We start from the raw sequence: 24,733 nt of genomic DNA, 5'->3' as shown, positions 1-24,733 counted from the left end.
ATGCCACAACCCATCCCCCGGATCGTCAGGGCGACCGTCACGCCGATCCTGATCAGCGACCCGCCGCTGCTCAACGTCCTCGGCGTCCACCAGCCGTACACGCCGCGCACCATCGTCGAGCTCGAGACCGACACCGGCGCCACCGGGGTCGGCGAGACCTACGGCGACACCGAATACCTCGAGGTGGCGCGGAACCTCGCCAAGGCCGTCATCGGCCGGCCGCTCACCGCGCTGAACGCGCTGCACGACCTGGCCTACGAGTCGGCGGGGCTCACGCCCGGCAAGATCAACGAGTTCGACCCGGCCGGGCTGCGTGGCAGCCGGACGAACGAGAAGATCGTCCGCAGCGTGGTCTCGGCGTTCGAGGTGGCCAGCCTGGACACCCTCGGCAAGGCGCTCGGCCTGCCCGTGCACGCGCTGCTCGGCGGCAAGGTCCGCGACCGGGTCGACTACAGCGGCTACCTGTTCTACCGGTGGGCCGAGCACCCCGTGGAGGACGCCCCGCGCGACGACTGGGGCGCCGCCCTCGACCCCGAAGGCGTCGTACGGCAGGCGCGGCGGTTCACCGACACCTACGGATTCCGCTCCTTCAAGCTCAAGGGCGGCGTGTTCCCGCCCGAGCAGGAGATCGCGGCCATCAAGGCGCTGGCCGCCGCCTTCCCCGACCACCCGCTGCGCCTGGACCCGAACGGCGGCTGGTCGGTCGAGTCGAGCGTTCGCGTCGCCGAGGAGCTCGACGGCCTGCTGGAATACCTGGAGGACCCGACCACCGGCATCGACGGCATGGCCGAGGTGCGCGCCAGGACCGGCGCGCTGCTGGCCACCAACATGTGCGTCACCACCTTCGGTGAGATCCCCGAGGCGTTCGCCAAGGACGCGGTCCAGGTGGTGCTGTCCGACCACCACTACTGGGGCGGCCTGCACGCCACGCGCGAGCTCGCGGCGCTCTGCCGCACCCACGGGGTCGCGCTCTCGATGCACTCCAACACCCACCTCGGCATCAGCCTCGCCGCGATGACCCACGTCGCCAGCGTCATTCCGGACCTGGAGTACGCCTGCGACAGCCACCGCCCCTGGCAGACCGAGGACGTCATCACCGAACCGCACCGCTTCACCGGCGGCGCCATCGAGGTGTCCGACGCCCCTGGCCTCGGGGTCGAACTCGACCGCGACGCCCTGGCCACCCTGCACGAACGCTGGATCAAGCTGAGCGGCGTCCGCGACCGGGACGATGTGGCCGCCATGCGACAGGCCGACCCCACGTGGGTCCAGCCCCCGCTCCCACGCTGGTGAAAGAGAGAACCCCATGAGAATGCCATCCACGATCGGCCTGCGCATCGGTGGCGCCCTGCTGGCGGTGGTCGCGCTGACCGCCTGCTCGGTCAAGGGCGGCGGTGCCGGCGACGGCGCCGCGTACCCCAGCAAGGCCGTGGAGTTCACCGTCCCCACGGAGCCGGGCGGCAGCACCGACCTGGTCACCCGCGCCCTGGCCAAGAGCATCGAGAAGCCGCTCGGCAAGCCGGCCGTGGTGGTCAACAAGCCGGGCGCCAACGGCAAGATCGCCGGCAAGGACGTCTTCAGCGGTAAGCCGGACGGCTACCGGGTGGCCGTGATGCCGCAGTCGCTGTTCGCCATCGGGCCGCTGATGGTCCAGGACCCCGACGCGATCAAGCTGGAGGACATGACCTTCGTCAAGGGACTGGCGGTCGAGGACTACGCGCTGGTCGTGCCGGCCTCCTCGCCGTACAAGACGATCAAGGACATCCTCGCGGCCGACGACATCAAGTACGGCACCACGGGCGCGGGGACGGGCAGCCAGCTCTCCCAGGCCCTGCTGTTCGGGGTGGCGAAGGTGAAGGCGACGCCCGTGCCGTTCGACGGCGGCGCCCCCACGATCACCGCGGTCCTGGGCGGCAAGGTCGACGCGGCCTCCGTCCAGATCGCCGAGGCCGCCAAGCACGTCCAGTCGGGCAAGCTCCGGGCGCTGGCCGTGTTCGGGAGCAAGCGCGTAGAGGCGATGCCCGACGTGCCGACCGCCACCGAGTCCGGCTATGACGTCGTGGTGGACCAGCGCAGGTTCGTGGCCGGGCCCGCCGGGCTGCCGGCCGACGTGCGCGACAAGCTGGCCGGCGCCATCGACAAGGCCATCGCCACGCCCGAGTACGGCGACCTGCTGAAGTCCAACTACATCGGCCGCTGGGAAGTCGGCGGCGACGAGGTCAAGACGCAGCTCACCAAGGCCCAGGGCGAGTTCGCCGCGCTGACGAAGAAGCTCGGGATCGACCTCACGGGCCAGCAATGACCAGCGTCACGCCAGAGGAGGAAGAGGGGCTGCTCGTCCCGCCGAGCCCGGAATACGCGCGCCGGCAGAACATCGTCGCGGCGATCATCCCGCTCGCCGTCGGCGTGATCGCCGGGATCATGTCGTGGAACCTCGGCATCGGCACGCTGTCCAACCCGGGCCCGGGCCTGTGGCCGCTGGCCGTCAGCGTCGCCATGGTCGTGACCGCGGCGGTGCTCGCGCTGCGGTCCGGGCCGACCGGCGAGGAGGAGACCTTCACCCGGGAGGCGCTGATCGTCGTCGTGGCGGCCGTCTCCCTCCTGGGCTACGCGTTCCTGTTCGAGCGGATCGGCTTCGAGATCCCCACCGTGGCGCTGCTGGTGCTGTGGCTGAAAGGGCTCGGGCGGGAGGGCTGGCGGATGACGGCGATCATCTCGCTCGGCTCGACCGCCGCCCTCTACCTGCTGTTCGTCACCGGGCTCGGTGTGTCACTCCCGCACATCCTGCCCTTCTGAACGAGATCGGCTGACCATGGATTTCTTCTCCCCGGTGATCGCCGGGTTCGGGGTCGTCTTCCAACCGGAGAACCTGTTCTACTGCCTGCTCGGCGTCACGCTGGGCATGCTCGTGGGCGTGCTGCCCGGCCTCGGCCCCGCCGCCACGATCGCCATCCTGCTGCCGGTCACGTACAACATCGAGCCGACGGCCGCGATCATCATGCTCGCGGGCATCTTCTACGGCGCCCAGTACGGCGGCACGATCACCTCGGTGCTGCTGCGGCTGCCCGGCGAGGCGTCCAGCGTGGTGACGGCCATCGACGGCCACGAGATGGCCAGGCAGGGACGGGCCGGTTCGGCGCTCGGCATCGCGGCGATCGGCTCCTTCATCGGTGGTACGGTCGCGGTCCTCGCGCTCACCTTCGTCGCCCCGCTGGTGGCCGGGTTCGCGCTGGACTTCGGCCCCGCCGAGTACACGGCGCTGGCCCTGCTGGGCATCCTGCTGGTCTCCACGCTCGGCACCGGCTCCACGACCAAGAGCATCCTGATGGCCACCATCGGCCTGCTCCTGGCGGCCATCGGCCAGGATCCGCTGGCCGGCACCTCGCGCCTGACGTTCGGCAGCGACCAGTTGCTCGACGGCATCGACTTCGTCATCGTCGCGATGGGCCTGTTCGGCGTCGGCGAGATCCTCTACAGCCTGGAATCGCTGCGCGGCAAGAGCGCCCCCGCCCCCAGCGTCGGCTCCGTCTACCCCTCGCGCAAGGACATCAGCGAGTCCAAGGGCGCCATCACACGCGGCTCGCTGGTGGGGTTCGTGCTCGGCATCCTGCCCGGGGGCGGCGCGACCATGTCGTCGATGGTGGCGTACGCGGTGGAGAAGAAGGCCGCCAAGCATCCCGAGAAGTTCGGCAAGGGCGCCATCCAGGGCGTCGCCGGACCCGAGACCGCCAACAACGCCGCCGCCACCTCCTCCTTCATCCCGCTGCTCACCCTGGGCATCCCGGCGAACGCGACCATGGCCATCATGTTCGGCGCGCTGCTGCTGCAGGGCATCACGCCGGGGCCGCTGCTGGTGCAGGAGAAACCGGACCTGTTCTGGGGCGTCGTCAACTCGATGTACATCGGCAACGTGCTGCTGCTGGCCATGAGCCTGCCGCTGATCGGGATCTTCGTCAGGATCCTGCGCATCCGGGCGGCGATCCTGGCCCCGCTGACGATCCTGATCACCATGATCGGCGTCTACACCGTCCGCATGAACGTCTTCGACATGTACCTCATGGTCGGCCTCGGCATCGTGGGCTACCTGATGAAGAAGGTCGGCTTCGAGCCGGGGCCGCTGGTGCTCGCCTTCGTCCTCGGCAGCCTCCTGGAGTCGTCCTTCAGGCGCTCGATGCGCCTGTTCGACGGGCAGCTCACCGGCTTCTTCGGCCAGCCGATCGCGGCGACGCTGCTGGTGGCGATCCTGCTCATCATCACCGTCCCGCCGCTGACCCGCCTGCTGCGCACGTCACGGAGAAAGGCCGAAGCATGACCGTCATCGTTGGATATCTGCCCAACAAGCTGGGCAGGGCCGCGCTCCAGCAGGCGATCGCGGAAGCAGTGCTCCGCGGGGCGCCGCTGAAGGTCCTCAACGTCTCGCGGCCCGGCGCCTACGTCGACGCCTCGACCGCGGACGCGCAGGAGCTCGGGCGCCTGATCGCGGAGCTGAGTCCGGGCGGGCTGGTGCACGAGTTCGAGCAGGTGGCGGAGGACGACGTCGCCGAGGCCGTGCTCGCGGCGGCGGAGGCGGCCGCGGCGAGCCTGATCGTCATCGGGCTGCGCAGACGCTCACCGGTCGGCAAGCTGATCATGGGCAGCAGCGCGCAGCGGATCCTCCTGGAGGCCGACTGCCCGGTGCTCGCGGTCAAGGAACCTCAGGCCTGAGCGCGGGGCGTGGCTAGCGGGTGATGGTCCCCGCCGCGACGAGCCAGTTGACGGCCTCGGCGATGGCTTCCAGTGAGGTGTGGCGCGGCCGGTGGCCGAGCAGGCGCTGGGCCTTCTCCATGCCGCAGTGGGGGCTGTGCGCGATGTGGTCGTAGGTGATGCGGGCCTGCTCCTCGGACACCGTGTCACGCCACTGCTCCCACGGGAGGTAGGCGAGCCGGGCGTCCTGCCCGAACCAGCCCGCCACCGCCTCGGCGTAGCCGCGCAGCGTCAGGGCGGTGGTGGCGACGGAGTGGAAGCTCTCGCCCACGGAGCCGGCCGGGTTGGCCAGCGCGTCCATGAACAGGCGCGCCACGTCGTCGGCGTGGACGTGCTGGACGGTCTCCATGCCCAGGTTCGGGAGCGTCACCTCGGTGCCGTCGGCCAGGGCCTGGAACACGGCCGGGTCGAGGTTGCCCGCCGGGTTGACCGGCACCCATCCCGGGCCAGTGATGTGGCCGGGATGGATGACGGTGGCCGGGAAGCCGTCACGGTGGGCGCGGTCGAGCAGGTGCGCCTCGATGGCGGCCTTCTGGCGGCCGTAGTGGGCGAGCGGCCGCCGTGGCCGATCCTCGGTCGTGGGCACCCGGGTGCTGGGGCCGTGCACCCAGATCGTGCCGCAGTGCAGGAAGTGCCGGACGCGACCGGTCAGCGCGGCCGCCAGGCGGCGCGCGCTGGACTCCTCGAAGCAGATGAGGTCCATGACGACGTCCGGCTCCAGCGCGGCCACGCGCTTGCCGAAGGTGTCGTCGGCCTCCTCCGCCACGCGGTCGGCGGTGATCGTGGTGACCCGCTGCCAGGCGCCGTGCGGGGTGTAAGGGTCCCGCCGGCCCCGGCTCACGGCGACCACGTCATGCCCCGCGTCGACGAGACGGGGAATGAGGTAGGTGCCGATATGGCCGCTGGAGCCGATCACCACAACTCGCATGAGCTACACGTTAGTCCACGTATTCGTAGGCGCCGGCTTCGATGTTGCCGTCCGAGCCCACGGCTACCGAGTCCAGGTCGAGGGGGTTGAAGGCGGTGATGCCGAGACCGATCGCCGGGCTGCCGCTCAGCAGGTGCAGGGGGTTGTTCGGGTCGAACTTGGGGTCCCGGCGCACGTTGGCGGTGCCCGCCGTCATCTGGTACTGGCCGCCGTAGAAGATGTTGTGGTCGTTGGCGGTGAAGGTGGAGTCGCCGTACGCGCTCTTCCCTGCGGCCACGATGATGTTCTGCGACAGCTTGAAGTGCGCGTTCGTGCAGCCCGCGTAGCAGACGACGCCCTCGGAGTCGGCGTTGGGCAGGTTCATCGAGTTGTTGCGGAACACGGTGCCGAACACCGGGCCGTTCGTCTCGATCTCGCCGTTGTCCTTCGTCGGACCGCGGGTGACGATGCCCGACCGGGACCTGTCACCGTAGATGCCGTTGTACTCGAAGACGTTCCCGGAGGTCCCGTCGGGGTCGTTCGTCGATCCGTCGTCGTTGCGGCTGGTGCCCAGTTCGGTGAAGGTGTCGACGTCGACCGCGAGGTTGTGGTGGACGTAGTTGCGGGAGCCCATGAAGATCTCCACGGCCGCGCCGTCCCACTCGTAGTCGTAGCTGAAGGCCACCGATCCGGTGATGGTGTTCCAGCCGATGTTGGAGTCGTCACCCTGCACCAGCATCGCGAACGCGCCGGAGTCGTCGTTGTCGTTCTCCTCCTGCGGCGTGAGCTTGCTCATGAAGTTGTTGTTGACGAATTCGTTGCTGGTCACCGAGGTGCCCTTGGCGCTCGTCTCGATGTAGACGCCCGCCGCGGCGCCGGTGATGTAGTTCTGCTCGATGACGTTGTTGCTGCCGCCTACCTTGATGCCCGCCCACGAGCAGCGGCCCTGGTTCGAGTCGACGCCGATCTGCAGGTTGTAGACCTCGATGTAGTCGCCTTCGAGGTACAGGCAGGCCTCGGTGTCGTTCTTGAGCACGGGGCGGTTGCCCGTGCCGTACGCGTCGACGACGATCGGGTGCCCGTCCGAGCCCGACCCCGTGATCCACAGCTGCCCGGACCAGGAGCTGCCGCGCTTCAGCATGAGTTTGGAGCCGGCGACCATGTTCGCGGCGTTCGCCTTGGCCAGGGTCTTCCATGGCGTGGAGTCCGAGAGGCCGTTCGCCGAGTCTTTGCCGTTGACGCTGTCGAGGTAGTAGGTGCTCGGGGTGTCGTCAGCAATGGCGGGGGCCGACACGGCCCCCGCCATCACTAATGCGAGTGCCGCCGCACTCGCCGCGTACGCCATCAATTTCCGGGTGGGTAAGTTCCAGGCACGCAACTGAGTTCTCAGCCTCCTGATCGCGGTGAAACGAAGCCGGATGAAGATCATCTGGCTTGCGGGGTCACTGTAACCGCGATGCCTGGTTAATTTCGACACCTAAAATGACCATTTTGTGTCCGGAACGTGTCAGGGAGTCGAAAAGCCTCCCTAAAGGGGCGTCAGATGATCACCCGGCACACCAGGGAGTCGGACGCCCCCCGCCTGGCGCTCATGACGACTTCTGTGGTGAGGAACTTGCACGCGAGGTAGGGATCGCCGGATCCGGCGTACTGCGGCGCGCCGCCGGTGCCGCTTATGTAGCAGCGGAGGCCGCCCGCTTCGTAGAAGCCGAGCCACGAGGCCGAGTTGACCTTGGCGTGGCAGTACTCGCCGATCGAGGACGGCCCGAACGGGATGTCCACTTCGGCCGCCTGGGCGGGCAGGGCGACGGCGAGCAGGGTGGCGGCGACGACCGAGGTCAGGGTGATGGCGCGACGAAGCACAGCGACTCCAGATCCGGGGGGTGGACACCTGATTCGGAGTATCTATTAGGAAAGTTTCCTATGCAATATGTGGCCTCAAGGGAAAACTCCCGTCATTCCGTGGAAAGCCGGTACCGTACCAGCAATCTCTGACGGATCACCGCATTACGCAGGCCGACAAAGCCGCCTGCGCATGGCTCGCCACCCCACCCCCGTGCGCGCCGTCAGAGCGTCTGGAGCGGCCCGAACGCGTTTGTCGGTCGGGGTCGCTAACGTTCGGCGCAGCAGAGCGGCAGGGGCTGGAAAAGCCCTGCTCATTTGGCGATTCATGCACAGTGAAAGGCGGGGACCGTTGGGTTGGCTGGCAGCGAGCGACGGCTACGAAGTCGCTCTCATAGAGGGCCGGGTGGCGGCGCGAGCCACCTCCGGCCGGGCAGCGGGACGGCAGCTGAAGTCGCTGCCGAAGGCGTTGCGCGATCATCCCGAGGTGGACCGGCTGCGCCGCTTCGCCGAGTGGCTCGACCGGCACGCCGCCGCGTGCGTGGCGCAGGTGGACGTCTGGATGGTCTCGTCCCTGCCCGTGCCGACCGGGCTGCTGGCCCGCGTGTGGCCGGACGAGGCGTGGCAGTCGGCCCTGCGGGACCTGGCCGTGGTCGGTGACGATCCCGACGAGGTCGGCTTCCTGCGGGACGCCACCGACTCCGGCGAGCTGCGGGTGGTCAACCTCGACGGCGAGACCGTACGACTGTCGCCGCGGACGGTGACCCTGCCGCACCCCGTGCTGCTGCCCGACCTGGACGACCTGCGGGAGTTCGCCGCGGAGCTGGGCGTGGTGCAGAAGGTCGAGCAGATCCACCGCGCCACGTGGCGCAAGCCCGCCGACCTCAAGGCGAGCGAGACCGCCGTGTCGGAGTTCTCCGGCGGCTCCTACGACTCCCGGTTCGGCCTGGCCGCGCGGGCCACCTCGCTCGGCTACCGCGTCTCCGGCGGCTACGCCACGTGCCGGGTCCGCGACGCGGGCAGCCTCGCCGAGGCGGCCGTCTGGATCGGCGAGCCCTACTGGGAGGACGAGGTGACGACCGGCGGCCTGAGCTGGCAGGACCTCGACGGCAGGACACTGCCGCTGCGCGAGGTCGGGCCGGTGGCCTGGTCGGAGGGGATGCGGATGGCCGCGGCGCTCTACGCCGGGCGACGGGTCGAAGAGGGGAAGGACGCGTGAGCATGTCTCAGGCCGAAGAGCTGCTGAAGGCCGGGGCCGTGCTGCCGCCCGGCACCGAGGAGGCCGGCGAGCGGGCCGTGCCGATGACCGCGCGGCGCTACCGCCATCCCGGGCTGGACGACCGGGTGGTCGTGCGGCTGGTCGCCGGGGAGCTCGGCCCGGCCGAGGACCTGGCCGCGAGCTTCCTGGGCCTGGCGCCCGACGAGGAGCCGGCCGTGGTCGGGCTGGGATTACGGCGGTCGCTCGGCTTCCCTGAATGGGTGCTGGTCAACCACCCCGAAGACGGGCATCACGCCCTCGCCGTCGTGCCAGAGCTGGAGCGTACGGCCCGGCAGGCCAAGTCCAAGCCGAAGGCCGCGCTCGACACCTACCAGCAGCTGGCCCGCCAGCTCGCCGCGTCCGTTCCCCACTTCCTGCCCACGTTCTACGAGCAGAGCGGCCGGGTGTTCCTGGGCGTGGACAACACCGGCTACGCCGCGCAGATGTTCTCCAGCGCGCGCCGGGCCGAGGCGGAGCACGGGCTCGACGTGGACGAGGACCGGCTCGACGCGGTGTTCCTGGAGTTCGCGCTGGCGGGGGCGCTGCCGGTCAAGGTGCTGTCCGGCTACGCCAAGGAGCTGGCCGCCCGCGTGCCCGCCGACGAGGCGCTGCGCCGCTTCGCGCGGCTGTGCGTGCGGCGGACGGCGGGCGGGCTGCCGCCGTCGGCGCAGATGGCCACCGACCTGCGCCGCCTGGCCAAGGCGGCCGGGGCCGACGCGGACGCGGAGGAGCAGGCCTACCTGGCCGAGCTGCTCGCCCTGCCGGCCACCCACCGGGCCGCGACGGGCTGGTGGAAGGCCCACCGCACGGCGATCGTGGCCCTGGCCGCGCGGACGCCCGAGGTGCGCACGACGCTGCTCGACATCATGCCGGAGTCCAGGGAGCACGACCTGTCGGGCTTGTGGCTGGAGATCCTCGAGGCGTCCGGCGCCACCGCCGGGCTGATCTCCGGCGAGGTGCCGGAGCGCCCCGGTGACGGCACCGCCGGCTGGCTCCAACGGTTCCTGAAGGCGCGCAACCACGGCTGGGGCATCTCGCCGCGCCTGCCCGCCCTGTACACCCTGGTGGAGCGGGCGGCCGGCCAGTTGCGGTCCGAGCTCACCGGGCAGGGCCGGACGCTGACGATCACCTACGACGTCGACCTGCTGGACCTGCTACTCGCCCACAACCTCGCCGTGACCGATCCCGAGGAGCACGCCTCGCTGCAGCTCGAGCACTGGGCGATGGGGGAGGGGCAGCGCGACCTGGTCGCCCTGGCCGCCGACGCCCGGTTCTGGCCCTCGTTCGAGCGCGCGGCCTACTCGTTCAGCAATGACGAGTCCGGCCGGCGAGCCATCCGCTTCCTGGCGGAGTCCCCCGGCGGGCGGCCGATGCTGGCCGCGTGGGTGGCCAAGGTGGCCCTGCGGTCGTCGGCCGCCGGGCTGCCGGAGCTGCCCGACGCCCTGAGCCGGCTGGCCTGGCTGCCGGGCGAGGCGCTGGCCCTGGCCGAGGAGGAGGTACGTCAGGCCGCCGCGACGCAGGTCGCGCCGGTGCTCGCCCGCACCCTGCGGGCCGGGCTGTTCGACGAGCTGGGCTGGCCGGCCTGGGAGGAGGCGGCCGCGACCCTCGTCGCCAAGAAGGACGTCGACGACATCGTGGTCGCAGACGCCTGGCCGCACCTGATCACCGCGGGCTCCGCGCAGGCCCGGGTGCTCGGCCCCGAAGGCACCGTGCTCACCCACGACCTGCGCATCCCGGCCGGCGACACCTGGAGCGACATCGGCCTGCACTATGTGGACGGCGAGCTGCTCGTCTACTGGCAGTCCCGCGCCCTCGACGGACAGTTGCGCGGATACTGGCACACCGCCGCCGACCGCCCCCAACCGGTGGAGGGCAGCCGCAACACGCGCGGGACCCGCATGGACTGGTACCGCGGCGAGGACCCGGTCACCCTGACGCTGCCCGGCGGCGGGCGGGCCACCGGCTCGGGAGTGCTGCATCGCGGGGACACGGCCGTCCCCGAAGAGCGGTCGATGATCTCCGACGGCACCTCGTTCTGGGTGTGGAGCTGGGACGGGTCCGACCACTCCACCGCCGACTGGTACGAGTACGACCCGGTCACCGGGCAGGAGGGCAGGCGGGGCGGTCCCGCCTTCTTCGCCGACGCGCTCCGCGACGCTCCGGCCGGCAGCACGTTCCATGCGGGCTGGCTGCTGCCCGCGCCCTCGGACGAGGTCACCCCCGTCGGCGCGCCCACGGGCGGGCTGTTCGGCTGGCGCGTGGTGCGGCTGCCCGACGGGTCGATGCGCGGTCAGGACGTCGCCGGCCGTACGGTCACCTTGCCGCCGGACGCCGGCAATCCGGTGCGCGCCCTGACGTTCCCCGGGGACGACCGGCCGCGGGCCATCGTGAAGGGGAGCTACCGGCTCAGCCTGGTCGACCCGGACGGTGTCGTCACGGCCTGGGCCAGGACGGACGACGCCCCCGGCCACTTCGCCAAGGGCAGCCTCATCCTGCCGCCGCTGCGCTACTGGTACTGCCTGCGCCCCAGGGATCCGCAGGGCTCCGTGGCCCTGCGCGGCCTGGACGTGGACACCGCGGCGGCCCTGCTGGCGGTCGGCGCGGACGAAGACCTGGAGGCGCGGGTACGCACGCTGCTGCCCCAGGTGAGCCATGACGCGCTCGTGGCCGGCATCGCCGGGGTCGTGCGCTTCGCCCTGACCCAGGTGAGCGTGCTGGACGCCGTCGCGGCCAGACTCTCCGAGGCGCTGGCCGGCGGCCACCGGGAGGAGGCGCCGGCCGGTCCCGCGGACCAACTGCTCGACCAGGCGCTCAGCGGGCTCGGCAGGTCCGGCGGATACTCGTGGCTGCTGCACCTCGACGGCTCGTACCAGCAGATCCGGGCGATCGGCCGAGGGCTGGCGTCGGGGTCTGGTCTTGAAGGGTCGGGCTCATCGGGGTCGGGTTCATCGGGGTTGGGCCGCACTCACCTCGACCGGCCGGGACTGCCGGAGGCGGGCCTGCGCTGGGACGCCTTGCTCGACGACACCGCCGCCCTGGCGTTCCGAGCCGGGTCGGAGTCGACCGAGGAGGAACACCGCGCCACGCTGCACGGGCTACTCCACGAACTCCACCACCTCGGTCTGCCTGTCACGGCCGACCCGTCCCGCTGGCGGCGGATGTCACTGCACCTCGACAAGCGCTACCTCACCAAGCCCGACGGCAATTGGCGCGACGGCAACTGGCTCGGGACCCTGCCCCTGGACGACGGCGCGTTCCTCGCCTTCATGAACGCGGACTCCCGGGAAGACTCCGGCTGCCTGTGGACGGTGCTGTTCCACGACCCGGCCGGCCGGTTCGACGTCCCCCACCCGTACACCGTCCGGTCCTCGGAGCCGGTCGGCGCGCCTCGCGAGGCGGGCTGGCTGGAGGCGTTCTTCACCGAACTGGCGGCGCGCGGACCGGCGCCCTGGCGAGCCGAGGCGGCCGAGGAGTTCGCCCGGCTCACCGGCGTCTCCCCGACGATCGCCCGGCTCATCGTGGCGGGCCTGCCGTCCGTGGACACGCACGAGCGGAACTTCCTCACCAAGGAGGCGCGCACCGCGCTCGGCGTGAAGCTGGCCGATGCCGCCGTCGCCAGGGACGAGCTGCGCAAGATGGACGGCGACATCCGGCGAGCGGTCGTCGCGGCGCTCCTGCCCGCCGACCCGGCCCGGCTCTGGACGGACGGTCCGGACGTGGCCGCCGCGGCGGCGGTGTGGGACGACAAGGTCGGGCCGCAGGCGGCCATTCCCGAATGGCTGCTGGCGGAGACGTCCCGCGCGGTGCACACCGGCTGGGATGCGAGCCGGGCGCTGCGCATGCTCATCGACCCGGCCGCCGCGCCGGAGCTGAGCCGCGACCTGGCCTGGGCCGTACGCGGCGACCGGGTCAGGCCCGTCGACGACAACGCCACCGGGTTCACCGCGAACGTGCTGTTCATGGCGGTCGCCACCGCGGGGTGGCTGGCGTACCGGCTGCCCGCCGGAGACCCGATCCGGGCCGCGCTGCCGGTGGCGCTGGCCGAGGTCCGCGCCCGGCTGGCCAACCCGGACCTGATGCTCGACCTCGACCGCTATGTCAACCTGCCCGCGTTCAGGAAGGCCGCCGGAGCCCCGACCGAGACCGGTCAGGGCTACGAGAGGTACGGCGCCCTCATCATGCCCACCCATGATGACCGCCCCTCTCCGGCCATCCGCACCGCGTTGCTGGACGCGGCAGGCGAAGACCCCTACCTGCGCGCCCTGCTCGGGTCCGAGGCGCCGTTCGTCGCCGAGATCGCGTTGCGGATCGCCCGCGACCCGAGGTTCACCGCGCTGCTCGCCGATCCGGGCGATCCGGCGCAGGGGGAGCGGGACGCGGACGGCACGTGGTGGCCGCAGGATCCCACCAGGTCCGTACCCGACCTGGTCGTCGAGGTGGCGAAGGAGCACGGGCTCGGCGAGGACGCCGCGGCCACGTACCTGATGCTGCTGGCCCTGCCCGATCCCACCGACCGCAACATGGCCCGGTGGACGGGCTGGAAGCCCGCCCGGCTCAAGGCGGCCCGCGCCGAGCTGGCCGGCAGCGGCCTCGTCATCGAGGCCAGCCGGAGCCGGGCGGCGCGCACGCTGTTCCTGCCCGGCGGCTGGACGGAGCAGTCGTCGCCGCGCCTGCCGGTGGAGCAGTGGAAGCTGGCCCTGTACGACCTGGCCGGCCACTACAGCACGCCGATCGTGCCGATCCAGCCCGTCGCCGACCTGTACGCCAGGGCGTGGCAGCGGGTGCGGGACGGCGACGTTCCCCGGTTCGAGCAACTCCAGGTCAAGCGCGGACGGCGACGCTGAGCCCGCCTCACCCCGATTCTCTTAAGGACTTCACTTCATGACCCTGACCGAAGACCGGGCTCCGGCCCGGCAGGTAATCTCCGCCGAAGAGCGATACGCCGACGAGCTCGCCTTCCTCGCCGCCCACGACACCGGGCCGCGCCCGCCCGGCTGGGCGCTGACCCCGCGCGCCGTGGTGACCTTCATCTGCGGCAGCGGCGACGAGACGCTGGTGGGGCCCGCCTCCCGGATGAAGGTGGCCGCCAAGTTCGTCGGCGAACGCGCCCTCGTCGAACGCTGCGTGGTGACCCTCGCCGGCGAACGCGGCCTGCTGCTGGTCGGCGAGCCCGGCACCGCCAAGTCGATGCTGTCCGAGCTGCTGGCCGCCGCCGTGTGCGGCACCAGCGCGCTCACCGTCCAGGGCACCGCGGGAACGACCGAGGACGCCTTCCGCTACGGCTGGAACTACGCCCTCCTCCTCGCCCAGGGCCCCAGCTCCGCCGCGCTGGTGGACTCGCCGGTGCTCACCGCCATGCGGTCCGGCCGCGTCGCCCGGGTGGAGGAGATCACCCGCTGCCTGCCCGAGGTACAGGACGCCCTGGTATCCATCCTGTCCGACCGGCGGGTCAGCGTTCCGGAACTGGCCGGCACCGAAGAAGCCCAGGTGGCGGCCTCACCCGGGTTCACGGTGATCGCCACGGCCAACCTGCGCGACCGCGGCGTCTCGGAGATGTCGGCCGCCCTGAAGCGCCGGTTCAACTTCGAGACCGTCGACCCCATCTCCGACGCCGAGGCGGAGACCGCCCTGGTACGCCACCAGGCCACCGCCGTCGTCCAGCGGGCCGGCGCCGCCTTCGGCGTGGACGACGCCGTGCTCGACGCGCTGGTCACCGTCTTCCGCGACCTGCGCTCCGGGCGCTCGGCCGAGGGCTGGGACGTCGAACGGCCCGGCACGGTCATGTCCACCGCCGAAGCCGTGCAGGTCGCCGCCTCGCTGGGGGTGGCGGCGGCGTACCTGCCCAGTGGCGACGTCCTTGACCTGGTGCCGGGGCATCTGCTCGGCGTGGTGCGCAAGGACGATCCGGCGGACCACGGGCGGCTCCTGGGGTACTGGGACGGGCCGGTGCGGCGCCGCGCCGAGGACGGCTCCGCCATGTGGCGCCGGCTCTGGGACCTGCGGGAGAACCTCCGTTGACCACTCAGAACATCGACCCGCCCACGCGCGCCGCCCGGTCTGTGGGGTCGGCTCAGTCCGCGGGGTCTGTTCAGCCGCCTCTGGGGTCGGCTCAGCCCGTGAGGTCTGTTCAGCCGTCCGTGGGATCGGCTCAGTCGGTGCGGCCCGTTCAGTCGGCTGCGGGGCCGGCCCAAGTCGGCCGGTCTGCGGGGTCCGTTCAGGCCGCGCGGTCCGCGCAGGATGTCGGCGACGACTGGGAGGCTGATCCCAGGCACGCGGTCGCCGCGCTGGCCTCCTCCGCGCGGCCGTACCTGCTGGGAGTCCGTCACCACAGCCCCGCGCTGGCCGTCGCGCTGCCCGCGCTGCTGGACGCCGCCGACGCCGAGGTGGTCTGCGTCGAGCTGCCTGCGGACTTCCAGCAGTGGCTGGTGCACCTGGCCGACCCCGGGACCATCGCACCGGTCGCCCTCGCGGGCGCTCGTGGCGACGGTGGGCTGGGCTTCTACCCGTTCGCGGACTTCTCACCGGAGCTGGTGGCCATTCGGTGGGCCTGGAAACGCGGCGCGGAAGTCCTGTGCTGCGACCTCCCACTGTCAGACCCCGGCTGGCACACCACCGACCCAGCCCCACCAGCGGATCCGGCCGAGGACGCCGGTACGTTGCCGGGGGTGTCGGCGGGTGGGGCAGCATCGCGGGGGAGGTCCTTCGCCGAGGCGTTGAGCGCAGCGGGGACCGGTCGCGAGGGGGACGACATGTGGGACCGGGCCGTGGAGGTCCTCGCGCCCGGATGCGAACCCGAAGCGGTCCGCCGCGCCGCCCTCGGCGTCGGCTGGGCGTTGCGCCGAGACGCCGCAGCGGCAGGCGGCGTACCGGCAATGGACCTGGCCCGCGAGGCGCACATGCGCCGCGTCATCACAGGGGCGGCGGCCAACGGGCGGCGAGTCGTGGCAGTGGTCGGCGCCTTCCACGCACCCGCGCTGATCGTGCCCGACGCGGACGGCACCACCGGTCCGTCGAAGGGCGACGACGATGTCGCCTTGCCCGAGAGCGACGGGACCACCGGTTCGTCCCAGGGCGACGACAATGTCGCCTCGTCCGAGAGCGACGGGACCGCCGCTCCGTCTCCGGATGATGGCGTCACCAGTCCGTTCGCGGATGACGGTTCGTCGTCGGTTACTTCGCTCGTCCCGTACGCCTTCGACCTGCTCGACTCCCGGTCCGGCTACCCGGCGGGCATCCGCGACCCGCGCTGGCAGCAGGCGGTGTTCACGGCGGGCGGCGAGCCCGAGCGGGTCAGGGACGGCGCCGCCCGCGCCATCACCGACTTGTGCCGGGAGCTCCGCGCGGCCGGGCACACCGCGGGCACCGGCGAGGCCATCGAGACGTTGCGGCTCGCCTGCGACCTGGCCCGGCTGCGCGGCCTGCCCGCCCCCGGGCGGGGTGAGCTGCTGGAGGCCGTGACGACCGTGCTCGGCCAGGGCGAACCCCTGGGCCGGGGACGGGCCTTGGCCAAGGCGCTCGACACCGTGTTCGTCGGCACCGAACGCGGCCGGACCGCGCCGGGCACGCCACGTTCCGGGCTCGGGCCCGCAGTCGAGGCGGATCTCGCCGCGCTCCGGCTCCCGTGCCCGGACGATCCCGAACGCCGTGAAGTACGCCTCGACCCGCTCCGCTCCGACCTGGACGCGCGCCGTGAGGTACTCCTGAAGCGCCTGCTGGTCTGCGGCGTCGGCTACGGCGAGCCGATCGAGGTGGTGGGTACGGGCGATGCCACCGCGCTCACCACCAGGTGGCGGCTGGCCTGGACCCCGGCGGTCCCGGCCCTGCTCGACCTGGCGGGCGTACGCGGCGTGACCCTCGCCCAGGCGGCGGCCGGAACGTTGCGTGAGACCTTCCGCCGCGAGTCCGCGGAAGGTGGGCCCACCTGCGGCCTGATCCTCGGCGGCCTGCGTGCCGCGGCCGGTTGCGACCTGCCCGACCTGGTCGCGGACCGCCTCGCCGACGCCGCTGTCACGCTGCCCGCCACCGCCACGCTCACCGAACTGCTCGATGCCCTCGACCTGCTGGAGGCGCTGCGCCGCCGGCATCTCCCCGGCACCACCCCGGAAGGCCGCGAGCACGCCGCCGAACTGGCCGGCACCCTGCTGGAGGCCGCGGTCCGCGCCCTGCCCGGCCTGGCCGGCAGCGACCAGCCGGAGGACGCGGTCGCCCTGGTCGCCCTCGCCTCCCGGGTCGGCGAAGAGCGCCTCGGGCTGCGGATGGACGACGCCCTGGCGGTGCTCGCGCGTGCGGCGTCACCGCTCATCCAGGGTGCGGCCCTGGCCGCCCGCGTACTGCTCGACCTGGACGGTCCCGATTCGCTCGGCGATCGGGCCGCCGGCTGGGTCGACACCGCCACCGGCCCCGACAGCCGCCTCCGCCTGAGCCGCCTGCTGACCGGCGTGCTCACGGCCGCCGGGCCGCTGCTCCAGTCGGCACCGGCGGCGCTCGACCCGCTCATGGACCGTGTCGACGGTCTGGCCGACAAGGAGTTCCTCGACCGGCTGCCGGCGTTGCGCGGCGGGTTCGACACGCTCAGCCCGGCCGGTCGTAGCCGGCTGCTGGGGGCCGTGTCCGAACGGCTTGGAGACCGGCTCGACCTGGCGCTGGACGCTCCGCCCGCGCTCCTCGCCCTCTGGACCGCCGCCGACTCCGCCGGTCTGGACGCTTTGCGCGCACTCCGGCTTCCCATTCCCGCTCTGACCGCCTCCGGCGATCCGGAGGGACGGGAAGTCGATGCGGCTCGTACCGATGGCCGGGCCCTGCCGGACGAGGAAGCTCGCACTGAGCGCCGATCCTCGCCGGACGGGGAGGGTACCGAGCGCCGATCCCTGCCCGATGGGGAGGGTACCGAGCGGCGATCCCTGCCCGATGGGGAGGCGGACGCAGGACTCCCCGAGCATCGGTCCCCGCTGGACGGGGACGCGGACGCGGCTCGTACTGAGCGCCGGTCCGAGCTGGGCGGCAACGGTCGTGTCGAGCGGAGGCTGATGCCGGCTGACCGGTGGCGGTTGCTGCTCGGGCGGGAGTCAGAGCGGCTTCCGGCCGATGCCCGTGCCTACGCGCGAGCCCTTGACGAGCTGTACGGATCGGGGCGCGGGGAAGGCGCCAACGACTTCGGCACGGGAGGCGACGCCGGTGGCCGGGAGGCCCCCTTCCCCACCGCCCGTGAGTGGGGTGAGGAGCTGGAGGCCCTCTTCGGGACCGAGGTACGCGAGGAGGTGCTGGCCCGGGCCGCCGATGCCGGCCGGATCGACGTGCTCAGCGAGCTCGATCCCGCCTCGGTGCGGCCATCCGTCGAGCTGCTGACCTCCGTACTGTCCCTTGCCGGTGGCCTGCCGGAGCAGCAGGTCGCCAAGCTGCGGCCGCTCGTACGCCGCCTGGTGGAGGAGCTGACCCGGGAGCTGGCGACCCGGATGCGGCCCGCCATGACCGGGCTGGCGACCCCGCGTCCGACTCGCCGTCCGGGTGGGCGGCTCGACCTGCCGCGTACCCTGCGCGCCAACCTGTCGCACACGCGCCGCCTCGACGACGGCCGGCTCGTGGTGGTCCCGGAACGGCCGGTGTTCAGCACCAGGTCCCGGCAGGAGGCCGACTGGCGGCTGATCCTGGTGGTCGACGTCTCCGGGTCGATGGAGGCGTCGGTGGTCTGGTCCGCTCTGACGGCCGCCGTCCTGGCGGGCGTGCCGACGCTGTCCACCCACTTCCTGTCGTTCTCCACGCAGGTGATCGATCTGACGGATCGGGTGACCGATCCACTGTCCCTGCTGCTGGAGGTACGGGTCGGCGGTGGTACGCACATCGCCGCGGGCCTCGCTCAGGCCCGGTCGCTGGTCACGGTGCCGAGTCGTACGCTCGTCGTGGTCGTCAGCGACTTCGAGGAGGGTTACCCGATCGGGGGCCTGCTCGGTGAGGTACGGGCTCTGGCCGGGTCCGGTGTTCACCTGTTGGGGTGTGCGGCCTTGGACGACAGCGGCGTACCCCGTTACTCGATCCCCGTCGCCCAGCAGCTCGTCGCGGCCGGCATGCCCGTCGCCGCCCTCAGCCCGCTCGCCCTCGCCCGATGGGTCGGCGACCGCCTCCGGGGAGAAAACCGATGAATTCCCCCACCATTACCTTTGTCTCCTCGGCTGCCGGGCAACTGCCGCCGGTGGCGCCGCAGGTGGTCGCCGCCGCCGTCGAGGGCCTCACGTCCCGGCTGCGTAAGAAGCTGGACGCGGCGATCGAGCAGTACGCCGCCGTGCCCGTTGCCGTCGACGACGAGGGCATCCGGATCAGCTGTGGCGAGGACGCGGTGGTCACGCTCTCGCCGGGGCCGTCCGGTGCGATCGTCGACGACGGCCAGGCGCGGTGCAGTTGCCTTCTGGCACCACGGTGTCTGCACCGTGCGGCCGTACTGAGTGCCTGCCCGGTAGCGGATCCGGAGCCCATCGGCACCGCCGGAAGCTCCGGTGCAGGTGATGACCCACTCGGCGCCGATGCGGTCGCAGGGTTCGCGCCTGACGGGGCGGTCACCGACCCGGCTGCCGCGCTAGGGACTGCGGGGTCTGGCAACGCCCAGGCGACGCGCACGGGGTCACGTGCCACCCAGGCCACAGGGGAGGACACCGCCAAGGGCGCAGCCCCGGATGGCGCGCAGGCGGCTGCCGGGCCGGGTGCCGGGCAGGCGGCGACTGCCGGGACAGGTGCCGGGCAGGCGGCGACTGCCGGACAGGCGGTTACCGCGGGGTCGGGTGCCGCGCAGGCGCCGGGTGTCGCGCAAGTGGCGGCGGCGGCGAGTCTGTGGCGCGCCGCCGCGGCCATCCTGGCGACCGGGGCGCCCGCGGCTGGTGCGGTGCCTCAGGCCGAGCTGCTCAGGGCCGCGCATACGGCCAGGCTGGCCGGGTTGCCCAAGGCCGAGGCCGCTGCTCTGCGGGTGGTACGCGGGCTGCGCGCGGCTCGGGCTCGCCACGACGGGCATCGCCTCGCCGACCTGGTGTCCGCCCTTCGCGAGCTCCTGCTCACCGCGGGGCGGCTGGCCGGGGCCGATCCCGATCCCTCGCTGGTCGGCAGCGTGCGGCGGAGCTATCAGCCGGGTGGGAGCCTGCGGGTGTACGGCGTCTTCCGGGAGCCGGTGATCAGTGCCACCGGTTACGGCGGCGTTGTCACCCACCTGGTCACTGACGATGGCCGGTGGTTCTCGGTGGCCGATGTGAAGCCGGGCGGTCCGGCCCGTGCTCGTGGAGCCGCCACCGCGCCCGTCTCCATCGGCCCCGCCATGCTGAACCACGCGCAGCTGGCGCGGGCTGGGCTGCTGATCACCGGGGCGACGGTCTCGCCTGATGGGCGTCTGGGGGCGGGCGGCGGCGTGCGGGCCACCCCGGTCTCGGGGATGTCGTGGACGGCGGGGCCGATGGCGGCACTGTTCGCCCGCCCGCTGGCTGAGGCGGTCGGTCCCCGGCTCTCCGGGCACGCCTGGAGCGAGTCGGACACAGAGGACAAGGCTCGCGAACCTGTTGGATGCGACCTGGTGATCGTCGGCGCCGCAGGCGACCACGTACTCGCCCGCGAGCTGCTACCCGCACACGACCAGCCGGACATCCTCGGACGGCAGCCAGCGGAGCAGACCCCGGTACGCCCGGTCGGCCCGCTGATCCGGCTCGTTCCGGCAGCCCATCACCCCGACCTGGCTCACGTCGCCAACCTGCAGCGGCTCGCGTCCCGGCCCGGTCTGGTGGTGCGGGTGGTGGGCAGGGTGGATCCCGATCGGGCGGCCACCCTGCGTCCGCTGGCGGTGGGGCCGGTGCCGGGAGCCGAGGCGACGCTGCGGCTTCCCGCCGAATGGCAGGACCGGGTCGATCTCGGGTACGACCGTCTGCAGGGCTCCCACCTCCCGCCGCCGGAGGCGTGCCTGCCCGGGCAGACGGAGGTCGGGGCCGAGGTGGACCCGGTGGCGAGCGCACCGCTCTGGCGGGTCCGCCGGCTGGTCGAGCTGGCCGTCTCCGGCGGGCGGCGGGCGGTCGCCGAATCGGCGCGCAACGGCGACTCGCACGCTCCGCTGCGCCGGGCCGGGTTCCGGACCGCCGCCGAGCTGGCCGCCACACTCACCGCCGAGGCCGACCGCAGGACACGTGACGTGTTCGGCCGGTTGGCGGACTCCGGCCCCGACCGGTACGCGTGGGCGTGGCTGGCCGCGGCGACCCACCTCGCGGCCACGGAACGAGCCATGATCCAGTCCTCCTGGCAGGCGGACCATCTCCTGTGAAGGGCGACTCTCCGTGAAGGGCGGGCCCCCTAAAGGGTAGGTCCGGCTGATCGGCCGGCAAGTCCGTGTACTGCCGCACGTCAACGAGCTCACCGTGTTCGCTGACAAGACCGAGGTGGTCGGCCACGAACGGCTGATCGCCGTGAACGTCTCCCGCCTTGAGCTGGACCGTTGTTCAGCGGTGCCGGTCCGCAAGGCGTGGAGCCTTACCCAGGCGATCATTGGGGCCCCGCTGATTCGGCGGGGGTGCCGATCACGGCCACGAAGACCCGCTCACTTACACCGGGCCAGATGGGTTCGCTGCGGCCGGCTCCGTCGCAGACGGGAGCATGGAGCGGATGCAGGGATCGGCGGGGTTGACGCCGACCGCGTGAATGTGGACGCGGACCTGCCCGGAGCCAGGGCCGGAGACTGCTGTACGGGTCTCCGGCTGCGCTGAGGCTGGGTCAGGTCGGGAAGATCTGGCGGCGGGCGTGGTCCAGGAGGGTCTTCCTGGGCGGGGCGGAGGTGACGAAGCGGGAGGTGCTGGGGGTGCTGGTCATGGCGTCCTTCTCGCAGGTCAGTGCGCGGTCGTGCGCGGATGGTGCACCCAGGCGTGCGGGTCGGGGGCACGGCCGGTCTGTACGGCCAGGAGCTCCTTGCGTAACCGGAGGGTGAGGGGACCGGGCTGGCCGTCGGCCATCTGCCAGGCGGTGGTGCGTGTGCGGGCCCGGCCGACGGGGGTGATGACAGCGGCGGTGCCGCAGGCGAAGACCTCGGTGATCGAGCCGTCCGCTGCGCCCGTTTGCCACTCCTCCAGACTGATGCGGCTCTCGCTGACGGGGTGGCCGAGGTCGCGGGCAAGGGTGAGGACGCAGTCGCGGGTGATCCCGGGCAGCAGCGAGCCGGTGAGGGCCGGGGTGGTGATTTCGGCGGCAGGGCCGTGGCCGCGTACCAAGAAGAGGTTCATGGCGCCCACTTCCTCGATCCAGCGCCGCTCGATCGCATCGAGCCAGACCACCTGGGCGCAGCCGTGCTCGGCAGCGTCATTCTGGGCGAGGAAGGCGGCGGCGTAGTTCCCGGCGAACTTGGCGGCGCCGGTGCCGCCCGGGGCGGCCCGTACATAGTCCTCGGCGATCCACACCGACAGGGGTCTGATGCCTTCGGGGAAGTACGATCCGGCCGGGGAGGCGATGAGCAGGAACAGGTACTCGGTCGAGGGCCGGACACTGAGCGTGCTCTCGGTGGCGAACATCAGCGGCCGCAGATACAGAGAGTGCTCAGCGGCGTCGGGAACCCAGCACCGATCCTGACTCACGAGCAGCTCGCATGCCTTCATGAACAGCTCGACGGGTAGTTCCGGCATGGCCATCCGGCGGGCGCTCGCCTGGAAGCGGTGCGCGTTGGCCTCGGGCCGGAACAGCGCGACCGCACCGTCCGGCTGCCGATACGCCTTGAGCCCCTCGAAGATGGACTGGCCGTAGTGCAGTCCCGTGGCGGCCGGGTCGATGGTCAGCGGGGCGTATGGGCCCAGGGCAGCGTCATGCCAGCCCGCCTCGCCGTTCCACTGGATGGTGACCATGTGATCTGTCGTGTACCGGCCGAAGCCGGGCGCGGCCAGAATCTGCTGCCGCTCGGCGTCAGGACGCAGGTGAGGATGCGGTTTGATGGTGAACTGAGGGAGCGTGAGGGGCATCGAGGTTTCCCTAAAGGCGAGTGCTCACTGTGGTGCGCGGTCAGCGGGTGCGGAACGGGCTTCGGAGGACTGGCTACGAGCCAGGGGTGCGGGCCGTCGAGGAGCCTGCGCAGGGCGCGGCGGAACTCGGTGAAGAACCGCGCGCATGTCTCGGCGGTGGTGCAGCCCAGTAACAGGCAGGGGTCGAGATCTTCCAGAACCATGAGCAAGCAACTGCCCGTCGCCCGTGCGTACAGCGTAGACCCACTGGATGCCGGGGTGAATGGCGTCGACGGGGCCGACCTCAGTTCGTTGGTCAGGTGTGGGCAGTCGCATGGCGGTCGCGCTGTACTGGTGATCGCGAGTTGACCTCGAGCTCGGTTGAGGTTGCATGCTGGGGACGACATCAGCCGAACAGGGAGAACAACGTGCGCGCGGTGTGGTTGAAGGAGTTCGGCAGGCCCGAGGTGCTCGTACCTGGAGATGCCCCCGACCCGGTCCCGGAGCCTGGGCAGGTGTTGATCGACGTCGCCTACGCCAACATCACCTTTGTGGAGACCCAGTTCCGGTCGGGCGCGCCCTCGCCGTTCAAGCGGAAACTGCCGATGATCCCGGGCAACGGCGTCGGGGGCATCGTCACGGCGGTCGGCGAGGGCGTCGACTCCGACCTGGTCAGCCGTCGGGTGGTGACCTCCACGGGCGGCTCCGGCGGTTATGCCGAACGGGCTGCGGTGGACGTGTCCGGGCTCTACACCGTCCCTGACGGCCTCGAATTGGACGACGCGGTCGCGATCTTGGCCGACGGGCGTACCGCGACCATGATGATCCGGGCGACCGAACCGCAGCCCGGGGAACGGGTTCTGGTCGAGGCCGCGGCCGGCGGCGTGGGCTCGCTCCTCGTTCAGCTGGCCAAGTCGGCGGGTGCCACCGTCGTCGGGGCTGCCGGGGGTTCGCGCAAAACCGGCGTGGCCCGCGACTTGGGCGCCGACGAGGTGGTCGACTACACGGCTCCGGGTTGGTCCGACGGGGTCGCCCCCGTCGACGTCGTCCTCGACGGGGTCGGCGGCGACATCGCCCGAGCCGCCTTCGAACTGCTCGGTCAAGGCGGCCGGATGGTCAGCTTCGGGCTGGCGAGCGGAGAGTGGGCCGGCATCGAGGAGGAGGCCGCTGTCGCGCGCGGCGTCACGCTCGTCCAGGCGAAGCCCACCCCGGAGACGATGCGCGAGTACACCGAGAGCGCCCTCGCCGAGGCCGCTGCCGGACGGCTGCGGCCGCTGATCGGTCAGCGCTTCCCCCTCGAGTGGGCCGCCGCCGCGCACGCCGCCATCGAGTCGCGCGCGAGCGTCGGCAAGACCCTGCTCGAAGTGCGCTGACGGTCCAGCCGGTCGCGCGGGCCCACCGCGTCGATGATCACGTCCAGCGCATCCTGGTCGGGCCGGCGGCCGGCGAGGTCGAGGGGCACGACGCGGGCGGCGCCTTCTGCCGATGAGCAGGAACGCGCTTTGCCGTCAGTACGGACGGGATGATGCCGGAGACGAGATCAGCTGTTGGCGGGTTGTCACCACCGACGGTCCGGCGACGACGCGTTCTCGCTGCTGCGAACCACAGCCGTCGATGCAGTCCGCTATCGTGCCGCTGACCGGCCCCGGACCAGCGGTGGACGCGAACCTGCTGGCGGCCCTGGCCGCGGCCTGCCGCGCCCACGAGGGAATCCGCTTCGGCTACCAGAAACGCACCCGCCGCGCCGAGCCCTACAGCCTGGTCCACATCGGCCGCCGCTGGTACCTGCTGGCCTTCGACCTGGACCGCGACGATTGGCGCACCTTCCGCGTCGACCGTATCGACGCCCCGCCACAGCCCGGCCCGCGTTTCACTCCACGGCCGGCACCGGCGGAAGACCTCCGGGCTTTCATGACTGACACGTTGTCCTCGGCGCCGTACCGATTCCAGGCGAAGATCCTGTTCCGCGCGCCGATCGACGTGGTCGCCGAACCTGGCAGCACGTCTGACCCGCGCCGGCGAAGAGCCGGGTGATCGACCCACCAGGAG

16 protein-coding genes are annotated in these 24,733 nt (G+C 71.9%); 12 read left to right on the top strand and 4 right to left on the bottom strand.

Annotation, left to right across the window (positions count from 1 at the left end; all coding sequences use genetic code 11):
* The 5 genes from KLK06_RS42035 to KLK06_RS42015 are packed head-to-tail and all read left to right on the top strand — an operon-like array spanning position 1 to position 4,704.
* Positions 1–1,293 carry a glucarate dehydratase family protein gene (locus tag KLK06_RS42035; protein ID WP_214641283.1) on the top strand — a complete coding sequence of 431 codons (1,293 nt, stop codon included), beginning with the start codon at positions 1–3 and terminating at the stop codon, positions 1,291–1,293.
* Positions 1,294–1,306: 13 nt separating this feature from the next.
* Complete coding sequence (locus KLK06_RS42030; protein WP_214641282.1) at positions 1,307–2,302, top strand: tripartite tricarboxylate transporter substrate binding protein; 996 nt, start codon at positions 1,307–1,309, stop codon at positions 2,300–2,302.
* Positions 2,299–2,796, top strand: a complete 498-nt coding sequence (locus KLK06_RS42025) for a tripartite tricarboxylate transporter TctB family protein (protein ID WP_214641281.1) — start codon at positions 2,299–2,301, stop codon at positions 2,794–2,796. Before KLK06_RS42030 ends, KLK06_RS42025 begins: the two co-directional genes overlap by 4 nt.
* Before the next feature lie 16 nt (positions 2,797–2,812).
* Positions 2,813–4,312 carry a tripartite tricarboxylate transporter permease gene (locus KLK06_RS42020; protein WP_214641280.1) on the top strand — a complete coding sequence of 500 codons (1,500 nt, stop codon included), beginning with the start codon at positions 2,813–2,815 and terminating at the stop codon, positions 4,310–4,312.
* Positions 4,309–4,704, top strand: coding sequence for a universal stress protein (locus KLK06_RS42015; RefSeq protein ID WP_214641279.1), 396 nt, complete (start codon positions 4,309–4,311; stop codon positions 4,702–4,704). The genes KLK06_RS42020 and KLK06_RS42015 overlap by 4 nt, the downstream gene beginning before the upstream one ends.
* A gap of 13 nt (positions 4,705–4,717) precedes the next feature.
* Here the strand turns inward: KLK06_RS42015 and KLK06_RS42010 are convergent, their stop codons facing one another.
* From KLK06_RS42010 to KLK06_RS42000, 3 genes are all read right to left on the bottom strand, one after another.
* The gene (locus KLK06_RS42010; RefSeq protein ID WP_250906840.1) at positions 4,718–5,671 is read right to left on the bottom strand and encodes an NAD(P)-dependent oxidoreductase; all 954 of its coding nucleotides are present in this window, start codon (positions 5,669–5,671) and stop codon (positions 4,718–4,720) included.
* Positions 5,672–5,681: 10 nt separating this feature from the next.
* Positions 5,682–6,995 (bottom strand): hypothetical protein, encoded by a 1,314-nt coding sequence (locus tag KLK06_RS42005; RefSeq protein ID WP_214641278.1) that lies wholly within the window; start codon positions 6,993–6,995, stop codon positions 5,682–5,684.
* A 194-nt stretch (positions 6,996–7,189) separates the two neighbouring features.
* On the bottom strand, positions 7,190–7,513 hold the full coding sequence (locus tag KLK06_RS42000) for a hypothetical protein (RefSeq protein WP_214641277.1): 324 nt from the start codon (positions 7,511–7,513) through the stop codon (positions 7,190–7,192).
* A gap of 331 nt (positions 7,514–7,844) precedes the next feature.
* On the opposite strand from KLK06_RS42000, the gene KLK06_RS41995 reads away from it, so the two are divergent.
* From KLK06_RS41995 to KLK06_RS41975, 5 genes are all read left to right on the top strand, one after another.
* Positions 7,845–8,711 (top strand): DUF4132 domain-containing protein, encoded by an 867-nt coding sequence (locus KLK06_RS41995; protein WP_214641276.1) that lies wholly within the window; start codon positions 7,845–7,847, stop codon positions 8,709–8,711.
* Positions 8,712–8,713: 2 nt separating this feature from the next.
* Positions 8,714–13,594 (top strand): DNA-binding protein, encoded by a 4,881-nt coding sequence (locus KLK06_RS41990; RefSeq protein ID WP_214641275.1) that lies wholly within the window; start codon positions 8,714–8,716, stop codon positions 13,592–13,594.
* A 37-nt stretch (positions 13,595–13,631) separates the two neighbouring features.
* Positions 13,632–14,768: an AAA family ATPase gene (locus tag KLK06_RS41985; protein ID WP_214641274.1), complete on the top strand. Its 1,137-nt coding sequence runs from the start codon at positions 13,632–13,634 to the stop codon at positions 14,766–14,768.
* 137 nt (positions 14,769–14,905) lie between these two features.
* Positions 14,906–18,886, top strand: coding sequence for a DUF5682 family protein (locus KLK06_RS41980; protein ID WP_214641273.1), 3,981 nt, complete (start codon positions 14,906–14,908; stop codon positions 18,884–18,886).
* Positions 18,883–21,030, top strand: coding sequence for an SWIM zinc finger family protein (locus tag KLK06_RS41975; protein WP_214641272.1), 2,148 nt, complete (start codon positions 18,883–18,885; stop codon positions 21,028–21,030). The genes KLK06_RS41980 and KLK06_RS41975 overlap by 4 nt, the downstream gene beginning before the upstream one ends.
* Positions 21,031–21,589: 559 nt before the next feature.
* On the opposite strand, the gene KLK06_RS41970 is transcribed toward KLK06_RS41975, so the two are convergent.
* Positions 21,590–22,705 carry a branched-chain amino acid aminotransferase gene (locus tag KLK06_RS41970; RefSeq protein ID WP_214641271.1) on the bottom strand — a complete coding sequence of 372 codons (1,116 nt, stop codon included), beginning with the start codon at positions 22,703–22,705 and terminating at the stop codon, positions 21,590–21,592.
* Positions 22,706–23,112: 407 nt separating this feature from the next.
* On the opposite strand from KLK06_RS41970, the gene KLK06_RS41965 reads away from it, so the two are divergent.
* Together KLK06_RS41965 and KLK06_RS41960 are read left to right on the top strand one after the other, a co-directional pair.
* The gene (locus KLK06_RS41965) at positions 23,113–24,057 is read left to right on the top strand and encodes a zinc-binding dehydrogenase (protein WP_214641270.1); all 945 of its coding nucleotides are present in this window, start codon (positions 23,113–23,115) and stop codon (positions 24,055–24,057) included.
* A 241-nt stretch (positions 24,058–24,298) separates the two neighbouring features.
* A complete protein-coding gene (locus KLK06_RS41960; RefSeq protein ID WP_250906838.1) occupies positions 24,299–24,718 on the top strand; it encodes a WYL domain-containing protein in 420 nt (139 codons plus the stop codon).
* Positions 24,719–24,733: the final 15 nt, after the last annotated feature.

The organism is Nonomuraea sp. NEAU-A123 (assembly GCF_018603905.1).
GTDB lineage: Bacteria > Actinomycetota > Actinomycetes > Streptosporangiales > Streptosporangiaceae > Nonomuraea.
This window is presented reverse-complemented; position numbering and strand designations above follow the sequence as displayed.

Coding starts and splice junctions, on each gene's coding strand:
- KLK06_RS42005 (WP_214641278.1), bottom strand. CDS start 6,995: ATGGCGTACGCGGCGAGTGCGGCGGCACTCGCATTAGTGATGGCGGGG.
- KLK06_RS42025 (WP_214641281.1), top strand. CDS start 2,299: ATGACCAGCGTCACGCCAGAGGAGGAAGAGGGGCTGCTCGTCCCGCCG.
- KLK06_RS42015 (WP_214641279.1), top strand. CDS start 4,309: ATGACCGTCATCGTTGGATATCTGCCCAACAAGCTGGGCAGGGCCGCG.
- KLK06_RS42035 (WP_214641283.1), top strand. CDS start 1: ATGCCACAACCCATCCCCCGGATCGTCAGGGCGACCGTCACGCCGATC.
- KLK06_RS41970 (WP_214641271.1), bottom strand. CDS start 22,705: ATGCCCCTCACGCTCCCTCAGTTCACCATCAAACCGCATCCTCACCTG.
- KLK06_RS42010 (WP_250906840.1), bottom strand. CDS start 5,671: ATGCGAGTTGTGGTGATCGGCTCCAGCGGCCATATCGGCACCTACCTC.
- KLK06_RS41985 (WP_214641274.1), top strand. CDS start 13,632: ATGACCCTGACCGAAGACCGGGCTCCGGCCCGGCAGGTAATCTCCGCC.
- KLK06_RS42020 (WP_214641280.1), top strand. CDS start 2,813: ATGGATTTCTTCTCCCCGGTGATCGCCGGGTTCGGGGTCGTCTTCCAA.
- KLK06_RS41960 (WP_250906838.1), top strand. CDS start 24,299: ATGCAGTCCGCTATCGTGCCGCTGACCGGCCCCGGACCAGCGGTGGAC.
- KLK06_RS41975 (WP_214641272.1), top strand. CDS start 18,883: ATGAATTCCCCCACCATTACCTTTGTCTCCTCGGCTGCCGGGCAACTG.
- KLK06_RS41990 (WP_214641275.1), top strand. CDS start 8,714: ATGTCTCAGGCCGAAGAGCTGCTGAAGGCCGGGGCCGTGCTGCCGCCC.
- KLK06_RS42030 (WP_214641282.1), top strand. CDS start 1,307: ATGAGAATGCCATCCACGATCGGCCTGCGCATCGGTGGCGCCCTGCTG.